At 63.5% G+C, this 23,076-nt stretch carries 19 protein-coding genes; 9 read left to right on the top strand and 10 right to left on the bottom strand.

The features are described 5' to 3' along the window. Positions 1 to 81: 81 nt before the first annotated feature. Positions 82 to 1,266 (bottom strand): anaerobic sulfatase maturase, encoded by a 1,185-nt coding sequence (locus tag ACJ8IL_RS21020; protein WP_149569893.1) that lies wholly within the window; start codon positions 1,264 to 1,266, stop codon positions 82 to 84. Then, complete coding sequence (locus ACJ8IL_RS21015; protein WP_049204609.1) at positions 1,263 to 2,975, bottom strand: arylsulfatase; 1,713 nt, start codon at positions 2,973 to 2,975, stop codon at positions 1,263 to 1,265. Before ACJ8IL_RS21015 ends, ACJ8IL_RS21020 begins: the two co-directional genes overlap by 4 nt. 482 nt (positions 2,976 to 3,457) lie before the next feature. Here ACJ8IL_RS21015 and ACJ8IL_RS21010 point away from each other — a divergent pair, with 482 nt between their 5' ends. From ACJ8IL_RS21010 to ACJ8IL_RS20995, 4 genes are all read left to right on the top strand, one after another. Continuing rightward, a complete protein-coding gene (locus ACJ8IL_RS21010) occupies positions 3,458 to 4,105 on the top strand; it encodes a helix-turn-helix transcriptional regulator (protein WP_043136164.1) in 648 nt (215 codons plus the stop codon). A 139-nt stretch (positions 4,106 to 4,244) separates the two neighbouring features. Continuing rightward, complete coding sequence (locus ACJ8IL_RS21005) at positions 4,245 to 5,432, top strand: MFS transporter (RefSeq protein ID WP_043136167.1); 1,188 nt, start codon at positions 4,245 to 4,247, stop codon at positions 5,430 to 5,432. Beyond that, a complete protein-coding gene (locus ACJ8IL_RS21000; RefSeq protein WP_167324818.1) occupies positions 5,429 to 6,541 on the top strand; it encodes a class II histone deacetylase in 1,113 nt (370 codons plus the stop codon). The genes ACJ8IL_RS21005 and ACJ8IL_RS21000 overlap by 4 nt, the downstream gene beginning before the upstream one ends. A 95-nt stretch (positions 6,542 to 6,636) precedes the next feature. After that, complete coding sequence (locus tag ACJ8IL_RS20995; RefSeq protein ID WP_442516814.1) at positions 6,637 to 7,443, top strand: alpha/beta hydrolase; 807 nt, start codon at positions 6,637 to 6,639, stop codon at positions 7,441 to 7,443. A gap of 46 nt (positions 7,444 to 7,489) precedes the next feature. On the opposite strand, the gene ACJ8IL_RS20990 is transcribed toward ACJ8IL_RS20995, so the two are convergent. From ACJ8IL_RS20990 to ACJ8IL_RS20980, 3 genes are all read right to left on the bottom strand, one after another. Then, positions 7,490 to 7,855, bottom strand: coding sequence for a cupin domain-containing protein (locus tag ACJ8IL_RS20990; RefSeq protein ID WP_015376517.1), 366 nt, complete (start codon positions 7,853 to 7,855; stop codon positions 7,490 to 7,492). Positions 7,856 to 7,873: 18 nt separating this feature from the next. Next, positions 7,874 to 9,175: an NAD(P)/FAD-dependent oxidoreductase gene (locus ACJ8IL_RS20985; RefSeq protein ID WP_033636959.1), complete on the bottom strand. Its 1,302-nt coding sequence runs from the start codon at positions 9,173 to 9,175 to the stop codon at positions 7,874 to 7,876. A 101-nt stretch (positions 9,176 to 9,276) separates the two neighbouring features. After that, a complete protein-coding gene (locus ACJ8IL_RS20980; RefSeq protein ID WP_147823084.1) occupies positions 9,277 to 10,035 on the bottom strand; it encodes a helix-turn-helix transcriptional regulator in 759 nt (252 codons plus the stop codon). A 229-nt stretch (positions 10,036 to 10,264) separates the two neighbouring features. Between ACJ8IL_RS20980 and ACJ8IL_RS20975 the strand changes: the two genes are divergently transcribed. Beyond that, positions 10,265 to 11,392 (top strand): iron-containing alcohol dehydrogenase, encoded by a 1,128-nt coding sequence (locus ACJ8IL_RS20975; RefSeq protein ID WP_442516813.1) that lies wholly within the window; start codon positions 10,265 to 10,267, stop codon positions 11,390 to 11,392. Between the two features lie 135 nt (positions 11,393 to 11,527). On the opposite strand, the gene ACJ8IL_RS20970 is transcribed toward ACJ8IL_RS20975, so the two are convergent. Then, positions 11,528 to 12,457, bottom strand: a complete 930-nt coding sequence (locus ACJ8IL_RS20970; RefSeq protein WP_025305173.1) for a LysR family transcriptional regulator — start codon at positions 12,455 to 12,457, stop codon at positions 11,528 to 11,530. A 135-nt stretch (positions 12,458 to 12,592) separates the two neighbouring features. Here ACJ8IL_RS20970 and ACJ8IL_RS20965 point away from each other — a divergent pair, with 135 nt between their 5' ends. The 4 genes from ACJ8IL_RS20965 (at position 12,593) to ACJ8IL_RS20950 (ending at position 18,067) form a co-directional block, all read left to right on the top strand. Beyond that, complete coding sequence (locus ACJ8IL_RS20965; protein WP_442516812.1) at positions 12,593 to 13,933, top strand: aspartate aminotransferase family protein; 1,341 nt, start codon at positions 12,593 to 12,595, stop codon at positions 13,931 to 13,933. Between the two features lie 10 nt (positions 13,934 to 13,943). Continuing rightward, the gene (locus tag ACJ8IL_RS20960; RefSeq protein ID WP_442516811.1) at positions 13,944 to 15,452 is read left to right on the top strand and encodes a CoA-acylating methylmalonate-semialdehyde dehydrogenase; all 1,509 of its coding nucleotides are present in this window, start codon (positions 13,944 to 13,946) and stop codon (positions 15,450 to 15,452) included. Between the two features lie 126 nt (positions 15,453 to 15,578). Then, complete coding sequence (locus tag ACJ8IL_RS20955; protein WP_442516810.1) at positions 15,579 to 16,955, top strand: APC family permease; 1,377 nt, start codon at positions 15,579 to 15,581, stop codon at positions 16,953 to 16,955. A 2-nt stretch (positions 16,956 to 16,957) separates the two neighbouring features. After that, on the top strand, positions 16,958 to 18,067 hold the full coding sequence (locus ACJ8IL_RS20950; RefSeq protein ID WP_442516809.1) for a DmpA family aminopeptidase: 1,110 nt from the start codon (positions 16,958 to 16,960) through the stop codon (positions 18,065 to 18,067). A 38-nt stretch (positions 18,068 to 18,105) separates the two neighbouring features. Here ACJ8IL_RS20950 and ACJ8IL_RS20945 read toward each other — a convergent pair whose 3' ends face one another. From ACJ8IL_RS20945 to ACJ8IL_RS20930, 4 genes are read right to left on the bottom strand one after another with little or no spacing between them, the layout of a single operon-like run. Further along, complete coding sequence (locus ACJ8IL_RS20945; protein ID WP_442516808.1) at positions 18,106 to 19,356, bottom strand: phospholipase D-like domain-containing protein; 1,251 nt, start codon at positions 19,354 to 19,356, stop codon at positions 18,106 to 18,108. Further along, positions 19,349 to 19,999, bottom strand: coding sequence for a MotA/TolQ/ExbB proton channel family protein (locus ACJ8IL_RS20940; protein WP_147823090.1), 651 nt, complete (start codon positions 19,997 to 19,999; stop codon positions 19,349 to 19,351). Before ACJ8IL_RS20940 ends, ACJ8IL_RS20945 begins: the two co-directional genes overlap by 8 nt. A gap of 46 nt (positions 20,000 to 20,045) precedes the next feature. Beyond that, on the bottom strand, positions 20,046 to 22,289 hold the full coding sequence (locus ACJ8IL_RS20935) for a TonB-dependent receptor family protein (RefSeq protein ID WP_049204587.1): 2,244 nt from the start codon (positions 22,287 to 22,289) through the stop codon (positions 20,046 to 20,048). A gap of 39 nt (positions 22,290 to 22,328) precedes the next feature. After that, a complete protein-coding gene (locus tag ACJ8IL_RS20930) occupies positions 22,329 to 23,075 on the bottom strand; it encodes an energy transducer TonB family protein (protein ID WP_261126839.1) in 747 nt (248 codons plus the stop codon). Between the last annotated feature and the right edge of the window lies 1 nt (position 23,076).

The raw sequence follows: 23,076 nt of genomic DNA, 5'->3' as shown, positions 1-23,076 counted from the left end.
GTTTTTCACCGCCAGCGGCGGTAATCTCACTATAGAGAGGAAAGGAAAATGCTGACTATCGTCCTTAAGGACGAGACGATTTCAACCTGCGGTGGCGCTCACGGCGGCGCGCCATTGCATCGCCCCCTGCGGGCTGCGCGGGTAGGCGCGCAGCGGCGCCAGCAGCGCGGAAAAGAAGGCGTAATAGCCGGCGCACAGCCGGTTGTAGCGATCTTCGCCCACATGCGCCGGGCAGCCGCCCTGGCAGACGCTTTTCACGCTGCAGCGTTGGCACTCGCGGCGCAGGCTCTTGTTTTTACCGAACGGCATCTCCACCGCCCTTGCCGCCAGGGTGGCGAGCGGCGTGTGGCGATCGGCATGGCCGAGCAGATGCTGCGCATTGATCAGATGATCGCAGGCGTAAAGCCGCCCGTCCGGCTCCATCACCAGATTGCCGCCGCAGCGTTCGGCGTGCACGCAACTGGGGCTGACGTGGGTGAAATACTGCGCGTAGACCTGTTCGATGTTCATCACGAAGACCTGGCCGATATGCCCGCGGCTGCGCCAGCGGCGATATACCGCCAGCATGAAGCGCCCCCAGTTGGCGGCGCTCAGTCCGTAACCGGCGGTGGGCGCATCCCCTTCCAGCATCAGCGGCTGAAACTGCAGATAACGCGCCCCGATCGCCACCGCATGATCGTAGATCGCCTCGGCGCGATCCGCGACGCCGTCGTGCACCACCATCAGCAGGTTGAAGTCGATCTGATGGCGCTGCAACAACGCAATGCCGCGCAACGCGGCGTCATAGCTGGCGCCGCCGCGCTTGTCCGGCCGGTGGGCGTCCTGCACCTCGCGATCGCCGTCCAGGCTGACGCCGAGGATAAAGTGATGTTGCCGGAACAGCCGGCACCAGGCGTCGTTCAGCAGAGTGCCGTTGGTCTGCAGGCTGTTGCTGATCCGCACGCCCGGCGGCGCATAGCGGCGCTGCAACGCCAGCGCCCGCTTGTAAAAACCGATCCCCGCCAGCAGCGGCTCACCGCCCTGCCAGACGAAGTTGATCTCGCGGCTGTAACGCGGCTGGGCGGCGATGTAGCTGCGGATAAATTCCGCCAGCAGGTCATCGTCCATCTTGCGCGTCCGTTCTTCCTGGCGCTGCGGATAGTAGCAGTAGCGGCAACCCAGGTTGCAGCCGGCGCCGATCGGCTTCACCAGCAAATGAAAAGGCGCCGCCGCGCGCGGTTCGCTCTCCACCGGGATCTGCTGCGCACGCAGCTGGGCCAGGTTCATGGTGCCGCCTGCGGCAACGGTTTGTGGGTCTGCGGATCCAGGCCGATGTAGTCACCGGTGCTGGCGTCAACGCCGAGGTAGTCGATCGCTGCGCCTTTAGCTTCAATAATCATGCTCTGCTGCGCAAAGCGGCGATACGCTTCGCTCAGCCGTTTGACCCGTTCCGGGTTGGCGGCGGCCAGATCGCGCGTTTCCAGCGGATCGTCATGCAGGTTGAACAGCCCCCACGGTGCCATCTGCGCCGTCGGCCCGGCCTTCACCAACCGCCGCAGCTTCCAGATGCCGTCTACATAGGCGGCCTGGTTATGCAACTCCACGCCGTAGGTCGCGCGCGGCACACCGTCGGCCTCGCCGCTGAAATAGCGCTTGAAGCTGACGCCGACCATCGGCAGCGTCGGTTTGGCCTTCAGCGGTTTGTTGGCGTCGATGCCGGCATAGTCATACAACGTCGGGGCGATGTCATACACCGCCATCGGCGTGCGGTCGATGCCGCCGCGCCCCTTCAGCCGCGGCGCGGAGATGATGAAATCGGTATTGATGCCGCCCTGTGCGCTGGTGGTTTTGTGGTAGTTGGCGTACGGCGCATTGCTGACGTTGGCCCAGTGCGGCCCGTAAGAGATGAACGATCCCTTGCGGCCGAGGTTGGCGTAACTGTTGTCGAACTGCCGCCAATACTCCGGCTTCGAGCCGTAGTAGAAGCCGCTGGCCGGGTTAGCGCCGTTGTCGGTGGCGAACACGATCACCGTATTTTGGTCGCGGCCGGTCTGCTTCAGGGTGTTCAGCACCGCGCCGACCTGATCGTCCATATAGGCAATCATCGCCGCGTATACCTGCATGGTCTTGGCTTCATATTTTTGCTGCTCGGGCGTCAGCGCGTTCCAGGCCTTATCCAACGCCAGCGTCGGCATCGGCGTGCGATCGGAAATCAACCCCAGCGCCTTCAGGCGCTGAATGCGCTGCTGATAGGCCTGCTGATAGCCGGCGTCGTATTTGCCGTCGAATTTAGCGATCCAGTCATCCGGCGCCTGCAATGGATCGTGCGGCGCGGTGAACGCCAGATAGGCGAAGACGGGCTGATTCTGCGGTGTATCGCGGATCCACTGTTCCAGCTGATCGGCATAGGCCTTGCTGGAGTAGAAATCTTTGGGCAACGACACGCGTTTGCCGTTCAGGGTGTAGAAGGTGTGGAACGCCTCCACGGTGCCCAGCGGTTTCGCATCGTCGAAATGGCTGGTGCCGCCGCCCATGAAGGCGAAGGCGCGCTCGAAGCCGCGATCGGTCGGTTTGGCGCCGTCGACATAGCCCAGGTGCCATTTGCCCGCCATCATGGTGGCGTACCCCGCATCGCGAAAGCGCTCCGGCAATGTGGTCACGCGGTCGGTCAGCCGCATTTCATAGCCCGGCTGCGCCGCGGTGCTCTCATACCACCACATGCCGCCCATGCCGGCCTGCTGGTTGGTGTTGCCGGTCATCAACATCGACCGCGCCGGCGCCGACATCGGCGAGGTGTAGTACTGGCTCATGCGCACGCCCCGTTCGGCCAGCGCCTGCAGGTTGGGGGTCGGTATCTCGCCGCCGAACGGGCTGATGTCGGAGTAGCCCATGTCGTCCACCAGAATGATCAGCACATTAGGGCGATCGGCGTCCGCCCCCTGTGCCAGGCCCGATAAGGCACCGCTCAACGCCACCGCCAACGTTTTTTTCTGCATCGTTCGTTCCCCGTATGGTCATGCGGACTGAACAACCCGACGCCTCAGCCCGAGAAAGGTCATCATTTTTTCGTCTTATACGTTTGGCGCCGCCTGGCGCTATCTTCAATTCGCAGTGTAGGAAGCGGTGGAAAAGCCTGGCTATCGTTCTTAAGAACGAGGGGCGGCGACGGTCGCGCCGGTTGTAGCACGCGCCGGGCGGCGAGGGCTTCGTCCAGGCAAGCATTCAAAAGCGCTGTAAATTCAGCGGGAAAAGCGGCGAACTATTTCATTAACCTATTAATGAAAATCGCGAAAAATCCGCCCTAAAAAGCCCTGATAAACGCAGTGTCATCTTGTTATTTATGTGTTTTATTGCAATCGGCCTCACGTTGTTAATATGTTTTTATTGTGTTGCCAAATTGCTACAACTATGCTTGTATCGTTCATATATTGACCGCCAACATTCTCCAGATTGAACGATAAAGGGAGGAATACGAATCATGCACAGCACCGCATCCGATGCCTTTATCAACAGTTGTTTGGCGACCATTACGCACCTGATCCCGGTGTCCGCCGGGGTGTTTTATCTGGTCGATCGCGACCTGCGGCCGGATCACTACATCCTGCACGGCATGCCCGATAAAACGCATCAGCAGTACCTGAACCACTTCCAGCAGATAGACCCGCTGCAGCCGGCCAATTTCCATCGCCAGGACATCACCATGGTCGGCATGAGCCCGGCGGCGATCGCCGGCAACCGCCGCTATTACCACGACTTTATGCTGCCGAACGACATGCGCGACATGACGGAGATCTTCATCCGCCAGCGCAAGCGCATCGTCGCCGGGGTATCGCTGATCCGCGATACGCCGTTTACTGACGTGGAGCGCGGCCGCCTGCGCGCGGTGCTGCCGCTGATCGAGCTAGCGACGCGCGATCTGCTGCCCGACGGCGAGGCGCAGCTGTTGACCGCCAAAGAGCAAGAGATCGTCAACCTGGTTCGCGAAGGCGCCAGCAATAAGCGCATCGCCCTGAAGCTGGGCATTTCGCTGTCCACGGTGAAAACCCATATGCGCAATATTTTCGCCAAAACCGACGTGGTGAACCGCACCGAACTGGTCGCCGGCGGCTTTCTCGCCCACGGTTAACGCCCGATAACGGCCGCCGCTGCCGACGGCCGGAAAATAACGCCAAAACGTATTCGCCATTTATGGCGCGGCCTCCCCCTGCCCGCAATCGGGCCGGGCGGGATATTTCATCGTCACTCAACGCTTGGGGAAAAGGTTTATGTCCAGTGATTCGGTTTCCGCGCCCGCCGTCGGCGCGGCGCTCCCCTGCCCGCCGCGGCTGTTGACCGCCATTATCGTCTTCGCCGCCATCGCGCCGGGCATTCTGATGACCGCCCCCGCCGTGGCCGCCCAGCTCGCTACTCAGTGGCAGCTCGGCCCGGCGCAGATCGGCCACCTGTTCTCCACCGAACTCGGCGCCATGAGCCTGGCCACGCTGCCGGCGTGGTGGTGGATCGGGCGCATCAACTGGCGGCGGGTCGCTACGCTGTCGGCGCTGGTGTTTATCGCCGGCAACCTGGCTTCGGCGCTGGTGCAAGATTTTACCTTGCTGCTACCGCTGCGCTTTATCGCCTCGCTGGCGGGCGGCACCCTGATGATCCTGTGCATCACCTGCGCTGCCGGCACCGCCAATCCCAGCCGCGTCTATGCCTTCTGGGTGCTCGGCCAGCTGGTGCTGGGCGCGGTCGGGCTGCTGGTGCTGCCACCGCTGTTTGCGCACTTCGGCCTGATGGCGGTCTACCTGATTTTGGCCGCCATCATGCTGTGCTGCCTGCCGCTCATCCCGGCGTTCCCCAACGGTTTCACCGCCGCCCGCACCGCCCGCAGCGGCCCCGCCGCCTCGCTGGCGCGCAAGCTGTGCGCCGTGCTGGCGGTGCTGACCTTTTACATCAGCCTGAGCGCGGTCTGGACCTTTATCGGCGGCATCGCCGCCGGCGCCGGGCTGTCGCCGGCCCACAGCGGCCAGGTGCTGGCCGTCGCCACCTTGCTCGGCATCGTCGGCGCGGGGGCCGCGGCGCTGATCGGCGCGCGCTTCGGCGGCGGACGCCTGATCGTGCTGGGGTACGCCCTGCTGCTGGCCAGCGTGGCGCTGCTGACGGGCCAGCCCCTGCTCCTGCGCTTCGCCCTGGCCGCCCTGCTGTTCAAATTCACCTGGACCTTCGTGCTGCCGTTCATTCTGGCGCGGGTCGCCGGGCTGGATAACGACGGCAAGCTGATGAACGGCATCAACCTGGTGATCGGCGGCGGCATGGCCATCGGCCCGACGCTGGCCGGCTCTCTGATCGAATCTTCCGGCGGTTTCAACGCCTTGCTGTTTGGCGCGCTGGGCTGCGCGCTGCTGTCGCTGCTGTTGATTTCGCTGGCTTCACCGCGCGCACCGCGCCGTATAACAGGAGGAGAAAGGTGAAAAGAACAACCGGTTTCTTGTTTGATGAACGCTGTTTCTGGCACAGCACCGGCCTGCACGCCACCACCCTGCCGGTCGGCGGCTGGGTGCAACCGCCCTCGGGCGCCGGCCATGCCGAATCGCCGGAAACCAAACGGCGTATGAAGAACCTGATGGACGTATCCGGCCTGTCGCGCCAGCTCACCCTGCTGAGCGCCGAACCGGCGACGGAAGAAGACCTGCTGCGCATCCACCCCGCCCACTACCTGCAGCGCTTCAAACAGGTGAGCGACAGCGGCGGCGGCCTGCTGGGGGAGGAAGCGCCGCTGGGGCCGGGCAGCTATGAAATCGCCAAACTCTCCGCCGGGCTGGCCTGCGCGGCGGTGGAGGCGGTGCTGCAGGGCGAGCTGGATAATGCCTATGCGCTGTCGCGCCCGCCGGGCCACCACTGCCTGCCGGATCAATCGATGGGCTTCTGCTTCCTGGCCAATATTCCCATTGCCATCGAGCGCGCCAAGGCCCGCTACGGCCTCGGCAAAGTCGCGGTGCTCGACTGGGACGTGCACCACGGCAACGGCACCCAGCACATCTATTGGCAGCGCGGCGACGTGCTGACGCTGTCGCTGCATCAGGACGGTTGCTTCCCGGCGGGCTATTCCGGCGAGCAGGATCGCGGCGAGGGCGCCGGGGCGGGCTGCAACGTTAACGTGCCGATGCTGGCCGGCGCCGGCGACGACGGCTACCTGCACGCCATGCGGCGCATCATCATCCCGGCGCTGGAAAAATTCGAGCCGGAGCTGATCATTGTCGCCTGCGGTTACGACGCTAACGCCCTCGATCCGCTGGCGCGCATGCAGCTGCACAGCGACAGCTTCCGTGCCATGACCGCGCTGGTGCAGGACGCCGCCGACCGGCTGTGCGGCGGCAAACTGGTGATGGTGCATGAAGGCGGCTACGCCGAATCCTACGTGCCGTTCTGCGGGTTGGCGGTGATGGAACAGCTAAGCGGCGTGCGCACTGAAGTGCAGGATCCGCTGCTGGCGTTCATCCAGCAACAGCAGCCGCGCGACGCCTTCAACCGCTTCCAGCGCGAAGCGCTCGACGCGTTGGCGCGCCAGTTCGGCCTGTAATCCCCCTCTCTGCGGGCGCCGCACCCGGCGCCCCTGACAACCTCGCCGCCAGCCGCTACGCTGAAAGGCAACCCTACCACCATGAGAACAATAACATGTCCGAACAAACCGTCAGCTTTATCAAAGGCCGTCACGGCGACATCGCCGTGCACGACTGGGGAAACGACAAGCCGCGCTATCTGGCGCTGCTGGTGCACGGCTACGGCGAGCACCTCGGCCGCTATCAATACGTGGCGCGCACGCTGCAGGCGCAGGGCGCGCGGGTGTTCGGCCCCGACCATCTCGGCCACGGCCTGTCGCAGGGCGAGCGCGTGCTGATCGAAGATTATGACGCCGTGGTCGACGACGTGCAGCGCGTGGTCAGCCATTTCCGGCAGCAATACCCCACCTTGCCGCTGGTGGTGATCGGCCACTCGATGGGCGGCATGATCGCCACCCGCTACGTGCAGCGCCATGGCGAGGAGGTACGCGCGCTGGTGCTGTCCGGCCCGCTGCTCGGCGACAGAACGGCGATTTCCGATCTGGCTGAACTGCCGACGATCCCCGACGCGCCGCTGGATACCGCGACCCTGGCGCGCGATCCGGCGGTTGGCGCGGCGTATCAGGAAGATCCGCTGGTGTGGCACGGGCCGTTCAAGCGTCCCACCCTGCGCGCCATGCAGCGGATCCTCGCCGCCATCAACGCCGGGCCGGGCTTCGGCGCGCTGCCCACGCTGTGGATCCATGGCGACGACGATCGGCTGGTGCTGATGAGCGAAACGCAAACCGCGCTCAATCGTCTGCGCGGCGACGATTTCGAACGGATGATCAATGCGGGCGGGCGGCACGAGAGCTTTAACGAAACCAATAAGGATCAGATCCTCAAGCGGGTGACTGATTTTATTACGCGGACGTTAGGCTAAGGCGCTCCCCCTCGGCATTCAGCCTGCTGAGGGGGGCATGACGGCGTCAGCCTTCGACGATGGCGAGGTAGTGTTTGACGAAGCGATCCGAGGTGATGTCCCAGCGCACCGGGGTGCCTTTCTCGACGAACCAGGAATCGCCGGCCTGATACTGCACCGATTCGCCGGTGCGTTCGTTGGTCAGGGTCGCGCTGCCTTCCCACACCGTAGCGTGCTCGGCGAACGGATACTCCATCACGAAGCTGCCGCGGGTGCAGCTGAACACGCCGCAGTTCAGGTTGTCGGTCGGTTCGCCGAAGATGCTGGCCACGCCGACGTTTGGCGTGCCGGCGATCACCGTGGCGCCCAGGTTGCTGACGCTGCCGATCTCCAGCAGTTCTGGCAGCGGTTGTTTAAGCAATAACGGTTTCATGAGATTCTCCTCTGAGGGTTAACGGCGGCCTTTCCAGTAGCCGGATGTCTGGTGCCAAACCTTACCGGCGGTGGTCATCACCCGCCGCAGCTTGTCCTTGCCGAAGATGTTGACGTGCGGGATCGAGCTCATCAGATCGTACCGATCGGATCCTTCGCTCATGCCCTCCGCCAGCACCTTGCACACGATGTGGCTCGGCGTCACGCCGAAGCCGGAGTAGCCCTGCACGTAAAACACGTTGTCGCGATCCGGCAGCGTGCCGATCTGCGGGAACAGGTTGGCGCTACAGCACAGCGGGCCGCCCCAGGCCAGATCGATCTTCACGTCTTTCAGGTACGGGAACACCTTCAGCATCAGGTTGCGGTTCCAGGCCTTGAGATCCGATGGGAAATATTCGATCAGGCGGGTGGCGCTGCCGAACAGCAGCCGGTTCTCGTTGGTCACCCGGTAATAATCGATCACCGGGCGGATGTCGCTGTAGGCGCCGCGGATCGGGCTGATCTGACGGATCAGATCGTCAGACAGCGGCTCGGTGGCCAGCTGGAAGGCGTAGGTATTGATGGTCTTGCGGTAGATCTGCGGCTCCATGCCGTTGAGAAAGCCGTTGCAGGCCCACAGCATCTTGTTGGCGCGCACAGAGCCCATGGCGGTGCGCACCGTGATGCGCGGGCCATACTCCACGTTGAGCACGCTGCTGTTCTCGAAGATTTTCACCCCGTAGCCGCTCAGCGCCTTGGCCTCGCCCAGCAACAGGTTAAGCGAATGCACGTGGCCGCCGCCCATGTGTTTCAGCGCGCAGGTGTAGGCGTCGGAGCCCACCACCTGCTTCACCTCCGCCCCGGTGTAGAGCTCAATCTCCTCCTGCGGCGCTACCGCCTTGAACTCCTTCAGCCAGCCGCGCAGGGTCTTCTCCTGGCGTGCGTTGCTGCCGAGATAGCCGTAGCCGAAGCAGAAGTCGGCGTCGATGTCATATTTCTTGATGCGCTCGCGGATAATGCCGGCGCCGAGGTTACTGATTTTGAAGATGGTTTCCAGCCCGGCCGGGCCAACGTGGCGCTTGATCTTCTCCAGATCGTGGCCGATGCCGGCCATCACCTGGCCGCCGTTGCGTCCGGTGCCGCCGTAACCCAGATAGCGGCCTTCGAGAATGGCGATGTTGGTGATGCCCTTCTCCGCCAGCTCCAGCGCGGTGTTGATGCCGGAGAAGCCGCCGCCGATGATCACCACGTCGACGTCCAGATCCTCTTCCAGCGTCGGGAAGCGCAGATCGTATTTTTTGGTCGCCGCGTAGTAGGTTAAGGACTCGATTTCGTTGTTCACTGCCGCACTCCCGATTGCCTATGCCATGACATCGGATTATCGGGAGCAGTGGGATCGTTCGCTATGTCCCCTTAGGGACATTCGCTACAAAAAATTAACATTCACGCGCTGCGCCGCTGCGGGGCGGTCAGCAGCAGGCTAAACAACTCGGCCTGCGAGCCGATGTTCAGCTTGCCGTAGATGTTCTTGCGGTGATTTTTTACCGTGCCGAGGCTGATGAACAGCCGGTCGGCAATCTGCTGCGAACCGCAGCCGGCGAGGATCAGATCGACGATCTCGCGCTCGCGCGGCGTCAGCAGATAACGCGCCTGCCCGCCGTCGTTGTTCACCGTCGCGGCCTCGGCCGGCGCCGCCACCACCTCACCGTGCAGCCGCGCCACGCTTTTCACCAGCGTCAGCGCACTGCGCAGATCCGCCCGCTGCGGATAGCGTACCGTCACCGTGCGGCGCGCCGAGCCGAAGAACACCCCCAGCCCGCGCTCCGGCGTCAGCTGCAGTAGCACGCCGGCCTCGTCGTGCCAGCCGGTCTTGCGATAAAAATTACGGTAATAATCGCTGTGATAAAACCCGCAGGGCGCCAGCTGGCGCAGCGTGAGCACCTCGCCTTCGCCGCCGTCGCTCAGCGCGCGGTAAAACGGATCCTGCAGGTAGGCGCCCTGTTGGTAGATCTGGTTGACCGCATCGCTGTTTTCCCGCTCGGTTTTAATCAGGCAGCGCGGCGGCCGGCCGCGTTCGAAGGCATAGACGATGGCGTTGTCGAAGGCGAAAAACCCTTCCAGCCAGCTCAACAGGCTGGGATAAAAGCGTGGGCTGGCCACCGCATCGATCACCGCAGACAAGCGTTCAACCTGAATTTCCATACCCGCCTCGCCATTATTAATACATTAACAATCTACCGATTTCGGATGGTGTTGGCCGCATGAAGGCCGGTACTGTTAAAAAAAGCATCCGCAGCGCCGAAATGCAAGAGCGCGATCGTTTACATGTTAAACAACTCACAGGTTGCCGCGGCGGGGAAAGCGGTGGCCGCTCCGCGCCCGCTGGCTTATGCTGTGGCATCGCGCTCTGCAACGTCGTCAAGGAGACCTCATGTCCGTCAGCCACATCATCGCCAACCGCCAGACCTGGTTCGGCCACGGCAGCATCCAGCAACTGCCGCCGCTGCTGCTTGCCGATCCGCAGCCGACGCTGCTGTTCAGCTGCCGATCTTTTCTCAACGGCCCGGTGTACGCCGGCCTGCGCGAATCGCTGACGCCGCTGCTTATCGGCACGGAGATCGTCAGCCACGAGGCGTCGCCGCAGGAAATAGACGCCTGGGTGGCGCGCTGGCGCGGCCAGGCGCGGCGCGTGGTGGCCATCGGCGGCGGCAGCGTCCTGGACGCCGCCAAGGCGTTCTCCGCGCTGGTGGAGCATCCGCTGCCGACGCTGCGCTATATGGAAAAAGTCGGCGACAGCAAAATCAGCGGCGCCACCCTGCTGCTGATCGCCATTCCCACCACCGCCGGCACCGGCAGCGAGGTGACGCAGAACGCGGTGATCACCGATACCCAGGTCAGCAAAGTGAAGGCCTCGCTGCGCCACAATAACTTCGTGCCGCACACCGCCATTCTCGATCCGCAGCTGCTGGCGGGCGCGCCGGACAAAGTATTGGCCTACTGCGCCATCGACGCCTTCACCCACCTGTTCGAGGCCTATCTGTCGAAAACCGCCGGCGCCATGACGCGCGACATGTCGCTGAACGGCATACGCCACTTCCTCGCCGCCTGGCCGGCGCTCAACCGCAGCGATGCGGCGCGCGAAGCGATTATGCAAGCTTCGTACCTCGGGGGGCTGACGCTGAGCGCCGCCGGGCTGGGGGTGATCCACGGCATCGCCGGCGAGATCGGCGCGCTGCGCGACTACCACCACGGCCAGGTCTGCGGCCGCCTGCTGCTGCCGTTCCTCGCCCTGCTGGAGAGCAGCGAGCAGCCGCAGCAACGCGCACTGATGGCCGAGCTGGCCGCGCGCCTGTACCCGCACTGGCAGGGCAGCCCGGAGAGCTACCTGACCGATTTCATCACCCGCCACACCATTGCGCCGTTCTGGCAGGACGATTTGCCGATTTCCGGCCAGGAATTGGCGGTCGCTCTGGAGAAATCCAACAGCAAGAATTCCTGGATCGACTATGCGCCGGCGCAGCGGCAACGGATGATCGAAGAGGCGTTTCGCGTCGAATGATTATATAATCAGATCAACGCACTAGCAGGAGTTAAGAAAATGGGCATCATCGGCTGGATCTTCGCCGGCATCGCGGTCGGCATCCTGGTCGGCGCGCTGATCAGGATCTTCGGCAAGAAGAAAGAGCAGTAAGCGTCACGCTGTTCCGTGGGCCGCCAGCAGGCACTCATGGAACAGCTTCACCACCCGCTGTGGCACCGGCGAGCGGCGCAGCACGCTGGAATATTCGCAGTGATAGCGGAACAGCGCCGGTTTGATCGCCCGCATCATATTCTGCGCCACGAAAAACGCCGCATAGTGATCCGGCAAAAAGCCGACGTATTTGCCGGACAGGATCAGCGTGGCGATCGACTCCTGCGCGAACCCCGTCGCCTTGCGATGCAAATGTTGCTGCAGGCTCAGTTCCATATTCGGCGAATGATAGCCTAATCCGGCGAAGGCATAATTGTGCAGCAGATCCCAATTTAATGTTTCATGGGGGCCGGAAAATAATTCATGCTGCGCGCCGCAATATAAGAACATCCTCTCACTGAATAACGAATGATAAGATAAACTTTCCGCGCTGCGGTGCATGGGAATAACACCAACCTGAAATTGCCCGTCAATGACGCCGCGTTCAATGGTATTAATCGGCTCCACGTACATTTGCAAAGAAACCTCCGGCGCACGCTCGCTGAATAACGCGATGGCCCGGCCGATCTGCGCCTGCGGATTACTGACCGTATGGTCGAATATCGCCACGTGCAGCTGCCCGCCCATGCGCTGGTGCACCTCGTCCACCCCGCGCCGGAACGCCTCGGTGGCCGCCAGCAGGTTGACCGTTTCCTGGTAGATCAACAGTCCCTCGTCGGTGACTGCAAAGCCCTCGCGCCCGCGCTGGCACAGCGTCAGGCCCAGCCGCTGCTCCAGATCCTTGATGTGTTTGCTGATGGTCGACAGGCTGATGTTCAGTTCCAATTCGGCGGCGCTCATGCCGCCGCAGTCGACCACGGCCTTGAATACCCGCAGCAAACGCAGATCCATATCCGACAATTGCCCTAACAGCGCGCGCTTTTTTACTTGCATAAAACCTTAAGTAAGTTTCGACATATGATTATTCACAGTAGAGAACAAGCGGTACATAGTCAATTTCGCACAACAATTCGTTAACAAATCGGTTTATTTCATTAATCGCTCTTATTTTCCTGTTCGGAGGAAAACATGGCCGCTGAAAATCACCCGCTAAATAGTCTCGATGCCGAAGGGTTAGAGGCCCATTGGATGCCTTTTACCGGTAACCGTAATTTTAAAGCGCAGCCGCGCATCATTACTCAAGCCGCGGAGGCGTATTACACCAGCCATGACGGCAGAAAGATTTTCGACGGCCTGTCCGGATTATGGTGTTGCGGATTGGGGCACGGCCGGCAGGAAATCACCGACGCCGCCCAGCGCCAGCTGGCGACGCTGGATTACTCGCCGGCGTTTCAGTTCGGCCACCCGCTGTCGTTCGAACTGGCCAACAAGATCAAGGCACTGACGCCGGTGGGGCTGGATTACGTGTTCTTCACCGGCTCAGGATCGGAAGCGGCGGACACCTCGCTGAAAATGGCGCGCGCTTACTGGCGCGCCAAAGGCCAGGCAGGCAAAACCTGCTTTATCGGCCGGGAAAAGGGCTATCACGGCGTTAACTTCGGCGGTATCTCGGTCGGCGGCATCGCCGGCAACCGCAAGACGTTCGGCGCCGGCGCCGAGGCGGACCACCTGCCGCACACCCTGCTGGCCGGCAACGCCTTTTCGCGCGGCATGCCGCAACAGGGGGCGGAGCTGGCGGAAGAGCTCAACCGCATCATCGCGCTGCGCGACGCCTCAACGATCGCCGCGGTGATCGTCGAACCCTTCTCCGGCTCCGCCGGGGTGATCGTGCCGCCGGTCGGCTACCTGCAGCGCCTGCGCGAAATCTGTACCCAGCATGACATCCTGCTGATCTTCGACGAAGTGATCACCGCCTTCGGCCGCTGCGGCGCGATGACCGGCGCCGAGGCGTTCGGCGTCACGCCGGACATCATGAACATCGCCAAACAGGTGACCAACGGCGCGCAGCCGATGGGCGCGGTGGTGGTGCGGCCGGAGATCTACCACACCTTCATGAACGGCGGCGAGCCGGACTACCAGCTCGAATTCCCGCACGGCTACACCTACTCCGCCCACCCGGTCAGCTGCGCGGTCGCGCTGGCGACGCTGGACATCCTGCAGCGCGAACAGATGGTGGAGCGCGTACAGGCGCTGGCGCCCTACTTCGAGCGCGCGGTGCACAGCCTGCAGGGAGCCAAACACGTCGCCGACATTCGCAACATCGGCCTGGCGGCCGGCATTACGCTGGCGGCGCGGCCGGGCGAACCGGCGCGGCGTCCCTTCGAGGCGGCGATGCGCTGCTGGGAAAGCGGATTTTACGTGCGCTACGGCGGCGACACCCTGCAGCTGGCGCCGCCATTCATCAGCAGCGAAGCGCAGATCGATGCGCTGATCAACGCCGTGGGCGACGCCCTCAACGCCACCGAATAAGGAGAGAACCATGACCATCACCCATTGGATCAACGGCGAGCCCGCCGCCGGGGGCGAACGCAGCCAGCCGGTTTACGACCCGGCCACCGGCCAATCGGCGCAGGAGGTGCAGCTGGCCGACCGCGCCACGGTGGAGCGCGCCATCGCCGCCGCCGAACAGGCCTATCCCGCCTGGCGCGATACCCCGCCGCTGAAGCGCGCGCGCATCATGATGAAGCTCAAGGATCTGCTGGAGCAACATGCCGACGCCGTCTGCCAATTGATCACCGCCGAGCACGGCAAAGTGCTCAGCGACGCCCTGGGCGAACTGCAGCGCGGCATTGAGAATATCGAATACGCCAGCTATGTGCCGGAACTGCTGAAGGGCGAACACAGCAAAGAGGCAGGCCCGGGCATCGACAGCTGGAGCGAGTTTCAGCCGCTGGGGGTGGTGGCGGGCATCACCCCGTTCAACTTCCCGGCGATGGTGCCGCTGTGGATGTGGCCAATGGCGGTCGCCTGCGGCAATACCTTCGTGCTGAAGCCTTCCGAGCGCGTGCCTTCCGCCGCGCTGTATATCGCCCGGCTGGCGGCGGAGGCCGGGCTGCCACCGGGGGTGCTCAACGTGGTCAACGGCGATCGTGAAGCGGTGGAGACGCTGCTGCATGACGGGCGCGTCAAAGCGATCAGCTTCGTCGGTTCGACGCCGGTGGCGGAACACATCTATCACACCGGCTGCGCGCAGAACAAACGGGTGCAGGCGTTGGGCGGCGCCAAAAACCACGCGGTGGTGCTGCCGGACGCCGACATCTCCGGCGCGGTCGGCGCGCTGATGGGTGCCGCCTTCGGCTCCTGCGGCCAGCGCTGCATGGCCATCCCGCTGGTGGTGGCGGTGGGCGACGGCACCGCCGACGCGCTGATCGCCGGGCTGCGGCAACAGATGGCCGCCATGCGCGTCGGCCCCGGCAGCGACAGCCGCAACGACATGGGGCCGCTGGTGACCCAACAGCATTATCAGAAGGTAAAAGGCTATATCGATCAGGGCGTGGCCGAAGGCGCCGAGCTGCTGGTGGACGGCCGCGAACTGAGCGTGATCGGCGCCGACGGCCGCCCCAGCCAGGGGTATTTCCTCGGCCCGACGCTGTTCGATCGCGTGACGCCCGGCATGCGCATCTATCAGGAAGAGATCTTCGGCCCGGTGCTCGGCGTGGTGCGCGCGGCATCGCTGCCGGAGGCGATGGCCATGATCGACGCACACGAATACGGCAACGGCACCTGCCTGTTCACCCGCGACGGCGAAGCGGCGCACTACTTTTCCAGCCGCATTCAGGTCGGCATGGTGGGGATCAACGTGGCGCTGCCGGTGCCGGTGGCCTACCACTCGTTCGGCGGCTGGAAGCGCTCGCTGTTTGGCGATCTGCACGCCTACGGCCCGGACGCCGTCAGGTTCTACACCAAACGCAAGACCGTGACCCAGCGCTGGCCGGCCTCCGGCGATGCCCGCCGCGCCAGCTTCAGCTTCCCGTCGGGGCAGGGGTAACACATAAGAACAATAAACTTCCGGGGAGCAACGCTCCCCGGCATTTAGCGCGCTCCATTTGATTCCTGCGTACAGCCTGTGCAGCAAAACAATAACTCACTCACACGTTAATGGAGTCGTTATCCCATGAAAGAGTCCGCCCCTGAACACACCTTCAAAGGCAATCTCAGCGTCCTCGACGTGGTGATGATCACCGCGTCCGGCGTGACGCCGGCCAGTTCGATCTTCGTTATCGCGCCGCTGGCGATCGCCAACGCCGGCAGCGGCGCCTTTCTGTCGTTTCTGATCGCCGCCTGCGTCGCCGCCGCCATCGCGTTGTGCTATGCCGAGCTCGGCGCCGCACACCCCAGCGCCGGCGGCGAATACAGCATCATCAAGCGCCTGTTCGGCACCCTGTGCGGGTTGCAGACCTACCTGTTTATCCTCAGCGCCTCGCTGTTCGTGCCGGCGGTACTGGCCACCGGCGCGGTGCCTTACCTGAATACCGCGCTGGGCACCTCATTCGACGCCTCCACCGCCGGCATGATCACCGTGCTGATCGGCGGCGCCTGCGCCATTTTCAACATCAAGGCCAACGCCCTGCTGACCGGCGCCTTTCTGGTGGTGGAAGTGGCGGTGCTGGCGCTGATCGCCTGGCTCGGCTTCAGCCACCCGCATCAGAGTACGGAGATCCTCACCGCGCCGGTGATGCTGGACGCGCAGGGCAGCCTGGCGCCGGTTTCGCTGCCGCTGATCGTCGCCATGGTCGGGGTCGCGCTGTTCTCCTACAACGGCTACGGCGCGGCGGTGTACATGGCGGAAGATATGCGCGAGCAGGGCAAACCGATGGCGGTCGCGATCATGCTGACGCTGGTCATCGTGGTGCTGGTGGAACTGGTGCCGTTCACCGCCCTGCTGATCGGCTCGCCGTCGCTGGCGGAGATGGCCAAACAGGCCGATCCGGTCGGCTACGTGGTCACCCAGCTCGGCGGCCCGACGCTGGCGCGGGTGGTGAGTGGCGCAATCTATCTGTCGGTGTTCAACGCCATTATCGCCATCGTGGCGCAGTTCAGCCGCATGATGTTCGCCAGCGGACGTGATGGCTTCTGGCTGCCGGCGTTCAACCGGGCGCTGAAAATCATCCACCCGCGCTTCGGCACCCCCTGGATCGCCACCCTGCTGTTCGGCGTGCCCTCGGCGCTGCTGGCGTTTTGCTCCGATCTCGAATCGCTGACCTCGTTCACCGTGATCCTGCTGCTGCTGGTGTACATCATCATGGCGGTGGCGGCGCTGATCAGTCGCCGTCGCCGCCACTTCCACCATCCGTACCTGATGCCGCTGTGGCCGTTGCCGGTGGTGGTGGCACTGCTGTGCTGCCTGTACGTGCTGTGGACGATTTTGATCGCCAGCAGCCTGAAAGACTTTATTATCATTGCCGGCATCATCGGCTTCGGGCTGGCGCTAAACCATCTGCGCGGCCGCCAGACGGCGCCCTTGGCCGCCCCCTCAATAGAAGGAGAATAACCATGACGCAGCGCGCTCAGGATCTGGGCATCATCATCGGACAGGGCACGCCCGGCCCGCTGAACGCCATCACCGACGTGCCCGGCGTGCGCGTCGGCCATGCCAGCATTCATGCCGATTTAGCGGACGGGCGCAGCGTGCGCACCGGCGTGACGGTGATCGAACCGCGCCCCGGCTCCGCCCGCCACGCCCCCTGCTTTGCCGGCGTGCACGTGCTGAACGGCAACGGCGACGCCACCGGCCTGGAATGGGTACGCGAAGCGGGCCTGCTGACCAGCCCGATCGCCTTCACCAACACCCACAGCGTGGGCGTGGTGCGCGATGCGCTGATCGCGCTGGAGCGTGAAGCGCTGCCCGCGAGCGACAATGCGGTGTACTGGAATATGCCGGTGGTGATGGAAACCTTCGACGGCCTGCTCAACGACATCAACGGCTTTCACGTCAAGGCTGAGCACGTGCGCCAGGCACAGCAGGCGGCTCAAGGCGGCTTGCCGCAGGAAGGCGCGGTCGGCGGCGGCAGCGGCATGATCTGCCATGAGTTCAAAGGCGGCAGCGGCACCGCGTCGCGCCGCTTGCCCGCCGATCAGGGCGGCTGGACGGTGGGCGCCATCGTGCAGGCCAACCACGGCAAGCGCGAGTCGTTGCTGGTCGGCGGTTACCCGGTGGGCCGGCATCTGGGGCATCTCCCCTCGCCGTTCACGCCGCAGTTGCCGCATCCCGGCATGGGCTCCATCGTGGTGGCGCTGGCGACCGACGCGCCGCTGCTGCCGCACCAGTGCGCGCGGCTGGCGCAGCGCGCCAGCATCGGCATCGCCCGCACCGGCGGCGGCACCGAGGATTCGAGCGGCGATATCTTTATCGCCTTCGCCACCGGCAACGACGGCCTGCCGCCCGCCGACTACGCCAATAAAGGCGATTTCACCACACCGCTGCGCATGGTGAACAACGACTACATTTCGGCGCTGTTCGCCGCGACGGCGGAAGCGGTGGAAGAGGCGATCGTCAATGCGCTGCTGGCGGCCAATACCGTCAGCGGCAACGGCCACCGGGCGGAAGGGTTAAGCGCCGAACAGCTGGTGACGGCGCTGGAGAAAGCCGGCTGGCGGCGGTAAAAAAACACAGGGCGCGGAGGTTAACCGCGCCCTGATTATCAGGATCCACCGCCCGGCTTGGGTGTCGGGTAGTCGTAATCCAGCCGCAACGGTTCGGCGTAGACGCTGTTCCACAGCTGTTGGTACAGCTGGTCCAACCGCCCGCTCATCGCCGCGCTGTGCATCACCAGCTCCAGATTGCGCGAGTTGTCCAGATAGCCGCCGGTCCAGTTGCTGGTGCCCACCCAGGCAATCTCATCGTCGATGGTCATCAGCTTGCTGTGGATCACGCGGGCAAACGGAATGAAGCCGCTGCTGGCCGGCGGAATGGTCACCACCTTGATCTGCACGTTCGGCACCAGCGCCAGGCTCTTCAGCCAGGCGATATCCGGCTTTTTGGTGTTCCAGTTGGCCACCATCAGCTCGATCTGCACGCCGCGCGCCGCCGCGCTGCGCAGCGCGTTGTCGATCACCGCGTAGAAGGGGCGACTGCGCTCCGGGCCAAACGACAGTGGCGCGTAGTCCATCACCTGCACCCGCACCCGCCGTTTGGCGCCGGCCAGCAAGCACGGCAGCTCGGCCTGCGAGTCAATCACCCCCGCCGGGTTGTAGGCCCGCGGGCTGGCCACCAGATAGTTGCCCTGCGGCGGCGCCGTCGGCGGCGAATCGGGCAACGCCGGCACCGGCTTATCCTGCGCCAGCAGCGCCTGCGCCCGCCAGTCCTGTTCGAAGATCGCCTGGATCTGCCCCACCACTTTAGCATCGCTGATGCGCAGCCCGGTTTCGTGAATATGCTCCAACGCGCGCCAGTCGAAATTCTGGCTGCCGACAAACGCCTGCTCGCCGTCCACCAGCAGATATTTGGCGTGCAGGATGCCGCCGCTCAGCTTCTGGTAAGGAATGATGCGCAGCTCCAGATTGGGGATCGCCTTCAGCTGTTCCAGCGTTTCGGCGGTAGAAATGCGAATGCCCTTCTCTTCCACCAAAAAGCGGATTTTCACCCCGCGCTCACCGGCCGCCTTCAGGTGCTGCAGCACACCGTCCAGCAGCGAACCGTCCTGATTCGCCACGTAAAACTGCCCCAGGTCGATGCGGGTTTTCGCCGCGTCGAACATCTCGCGCCACACCTCGGCGGTGTTGCGCAGGTCGTCGGCCTGCAGCGCGGTTTCCACCGGCGCGGTGTACACCAGCTCATAGCCGGGAATAGCAAAACGCGCCGCAGCGCTCTGGCTCAACATCAACAAACAACCGCCCCACAATGCCGTATAAAGGCGGCCGAGCGGCCGCCGTACTGGATGGCCATTAGGCATAGCGCGGCGCTCCGCTGTCAACCCATTGTTCGCCGCTGCCGTTCTCCGGGCGGCTGGCCGGCTGACCGGCGCGGATCAGCAATACTTTCAGCAGCTCGTTGATGCGCTCCATGCGGCTCTGCAGGAAGTTGTTGGCGACCAGGCACAGCAGCGCGATGGCGATGCCCAGCCCCGTGGCATACAGCGCGGTGCCCATCCCGGCCGACACCAGGCTCGGCTCGGACACTCCCGAGGCGGCCAGCGCCTTGAAGGTTTCGATGATCCCCATCACCGTGCCGAGCAACCCCAGCAGCGGCGCGGCGGTGACCACGGTTTCCAGCAGCCACAGGCCGCGCGCCATCGGCGGCTTACTCAGCAGGTACTGGGCGTCGATCAGATCGCCGATCGCCTCGCGGTCGCCGGCGCGGTGCTTCTGCGCCAATACCGGCGCGATCACCGCCATCGGCAGGCTGTTGCGCTGGGTCAGCTCGTCCGGCAGATCGGCGGCGCGGCGTACGTCCGGCGTCAGCGCCTGCTCCAGCCGGCGCGCCTGGCGTTGGGTATAGGCGAAGTACAGCGTGCGTTCGATGATGATCACCAGCGCGATCGCCAACGCGGCGTACATCACGTAGAAAATAATGTCGTGCAACAGATTGGCGTCCATACAGGGCTCCTCTTCCCCGCCGCCGGGCAGGCGGCGGGGTATTCAGTTAAAAGGTGGCTTCCAGCGAGACGCTGAAGGTGCGTTCTTCGCCGACGTTGTAATACGGCGTGCTGGCCTTCACGCCGCCGTACGGCGCCGCGTTGAAGGTGGTGGTGCGCACCGAGGTCAGGTATTCCTTGTCAAACAGGTTGCTGATGCCAAAGCGCAGCGCGGCGCTTTTGACGATTTTCTTGTCCACGGGCAGATGCACCCCCGCCGCCAGATCGAACACCGTGCGGCCGCCGATCTTCTCGTCGTTGGTCAGATCGCCGTAGAACGCACTGACGTACTTGCCGCTGACGCTGCCGTAATACAGCCCGTCGTCATAACCCAACGTCATGTTCAGCAGGTTTTTCGGCACGTTCGGCACTTCTTTGCCGGAGGTCGGCAGCGGCTGCCCGCCGTTGCTGACGATGTCGCTCTTCTGCTTCGATTGGGTATAGGTATATGAGGTGTAGTAGTTGAAGTTATGCGGCAGTTGGCCGCTCCACTCCAGCTCCAGCCCTTTGTTCTCCACATTGCCGATGTTCATCATCTCGTAATCGCCGGCCGAGTTGGTGGTGGAGATCTGGCGATCGCTGTAGCGCATGTAGAACAGCGTGGCGCTCAGCAGCATGTCCTCTTGCTGGAAACGCCAGCCCAGTTCGTGGTTCCAGCTGAGTTCCGGCTTGGTGCTGAGCGAGTCGCCGACGTTGTACAGCACGTAGTTTGGCGGCGTGCGCATGTTGCGCGTCAGGTTGTAGAACACCTGGTTTTCCTGGTTCACCTTATAGCTGGCGCTGAAGTTCGGCAGGAATTCGTGATAGGTGGCTTTGCGCTTCTCCGGCACGTTGTACAGGCTGCCGCGGTTGTCCCCTTTGCGCTCCACGTACTGATAGGCCAGGCCGCCGACGAAGGTCCAGTCCGGCGTGGCGAACCAGGTGTCCTGCAGCCACACCTTCTGCGCCGGGGTGATGGTGTACTGGTTGCGCCCCTGCACCGTATTGCCGTTGGCGTCCTTCACCTGATCGGATCCGCCCGGTTTGCCCGAGATTTGCGCCGGATTGCCATCATCTTTGATGCTGATGAACGGTTGGGTCTGCAGCTGGCGCGCGCGCTCGTACCAGTAACCGATGTCCAGGCTGTGCTGATCGTTGATGTCCCACTTCAGCTTGGTGGTGATGCCCGGCCGCCAGGTTTGGGTCCACGACGGGCGGTAATAGGTGTTGGACTGCAGGTTGCTGAGGTCATACTGCCCGGCCTTGTCCGACGTGCTGGACAGCACCGAGGCCGTCTGGCCGTTGAAGCTGCCGCCGTTGCCCCAGTAGTAATACGGTTGCAGAGTCAGCGACAGGTTATCGCGCAGCTGCAGCTTCTGGGTGAACGACAGCGTGAAGGTTTCGAACGGGTTGCGTTCAATCTTGTAGTACTTGTTCAACTGCCCTTTGCTGTTGTACTCCGGTGTGGTGACGTAGTCGGTGTCACGGCCGTCGTTTTGGAACTGCGCCTTGCTCAGAGTGTTGTAGTTGGTGTTGTTCTGGCGGTTGTACTTCATCACCAGGTTGCTGCTGTTGCCGTTGCCGTCTTCGTACAGCGAGTTCATCTCGAACTTGTCGGAATACAGTCGCCCCTCGCCGCGCCACTTCTTCGCTTCGGTGTGCGAATAGGAGAGCCAGTTGCTGAAGCCGTTGTACTCGCCGGTCTCCAGGCGGGCAAAGGTTTTGCTCAGGCTGTTGCTGCCCAGCGTTTGCTTGACGAAACCGCCGAAGTCTTTCGCCGGGCGGCGCGTCACCAGGCCGATGTTGCCGCCGCTGGAGCCGATGTGCGGGCCGTCCGCTTCGGAAGACCCTTGGGTGACGAACACCTCCTCCAGGTTTTCCGCATCGCCCAGCAGGTTCGGGTATACCGCGTAGTTGCCGGAGTCGTTGATCGGAATGCCGTCCATCGACAGGCCGATCTGATCCGAGTTCATGCCGCGCATGGTGTAGTCCACGCCGCTCAGGCCGCTGGCGTCGTTGCTGTTGACGTTCAGGCCCGGCGTGTATTTCAGCTTGTCGATGGCGTTGGCCGCCGACGGCATTTTATCCATCGCCTCTTTGGTGACGGTAGAACGCGCCTTGGCGCTGTCATCCTGCACCATCATGCCGCCGCCGAGCGACTGCCCCTTGACGCTGATGGTGCCGACATCGGTGGCGTCGGCCGCCAGCGCGGCGCCCGGCAGCATCGCCGACATCACCGCCAGATAGATCCCAGAACGATTAAACGATTTCATTGTGTGCATCCCATAAAAATCAAACGATTAACCCTTGCGCTAAGGCGCCTGATAATTGAACGTCGCGGTAAATCTTTTGGTTGTTTGCCCGGCGAATGCCTCGCTCGGGAACGGCTTTACTGAACTGATGCTTTGCAAGCTGCCCATCGCCGCGCGGTTCAGCAGCATGCTGGCGGCTTTGTTGGCGATGCCGGAAGAGAGCACCCGCCCGCTGCGATCGACCTCCAGCCACACTTCGACGTTGCCCTGCGGGCGCTCGAGCGAGGCCTGACGCCCGCTTGGGTAGCGCTTGCGCTGTTCCAGCTCGCGGCGCAAGGCCAGCAGATAGCCGTTTTCAATCGCCTGAGCGTTCACCTTCGGCGCCGCGGGGGCGGCAGGCGCGGGCTGTGCCGCCGGTTTGCTGACCAGCGCGCGCGGCGCGGCGGGCGCCGGCGTCGGTTTAGGTTTCTCTACCGGTTTGGCTTTCTCTTTTACCGGTTTGGGTTTCGGCTTCGGCTGCGGTTTCGGCACCGGCTTGGCTTCCACGATCGGTTCCGGCGCCGGCACCACCGGTTCGGGGATCGGCTCCGGCTCGGGCGGCGGCGGTTCGGGCTGGGGTTCCGGCGGCGTTTCCGGTTGAGGTTCAGGCGCCGATTCAGGCTCCACCAGCGCCAGTTCGATGGCGGTTTCGTCGTAGCGCGGCTGGATCTTCAGCGCCGCCTGCTGGCTGGCGAACAGCAGGCAACCGGCGACAATCAGCGCCGGCAACCAGCTGAAAAGATGACGTGAGCGATAGAGCAGATACATG

The sequence above is a fragment of the Serratia sp. CY47444 genome (genome assembly GCF_052168635.1).
Taxonomy (GTDB): domain Bacteria; phylum Pseudomonadota; class Gammaproteobacteria; order Enterobacterales; family Enterobacteriaceae; genus Serratia; species Serratia bockelmannii.
The sequence above is the reverse complement of the archived record's forward strand: the minus strand, read 5'-3'. Positions and strand labels throughout refer to the sequence as shown.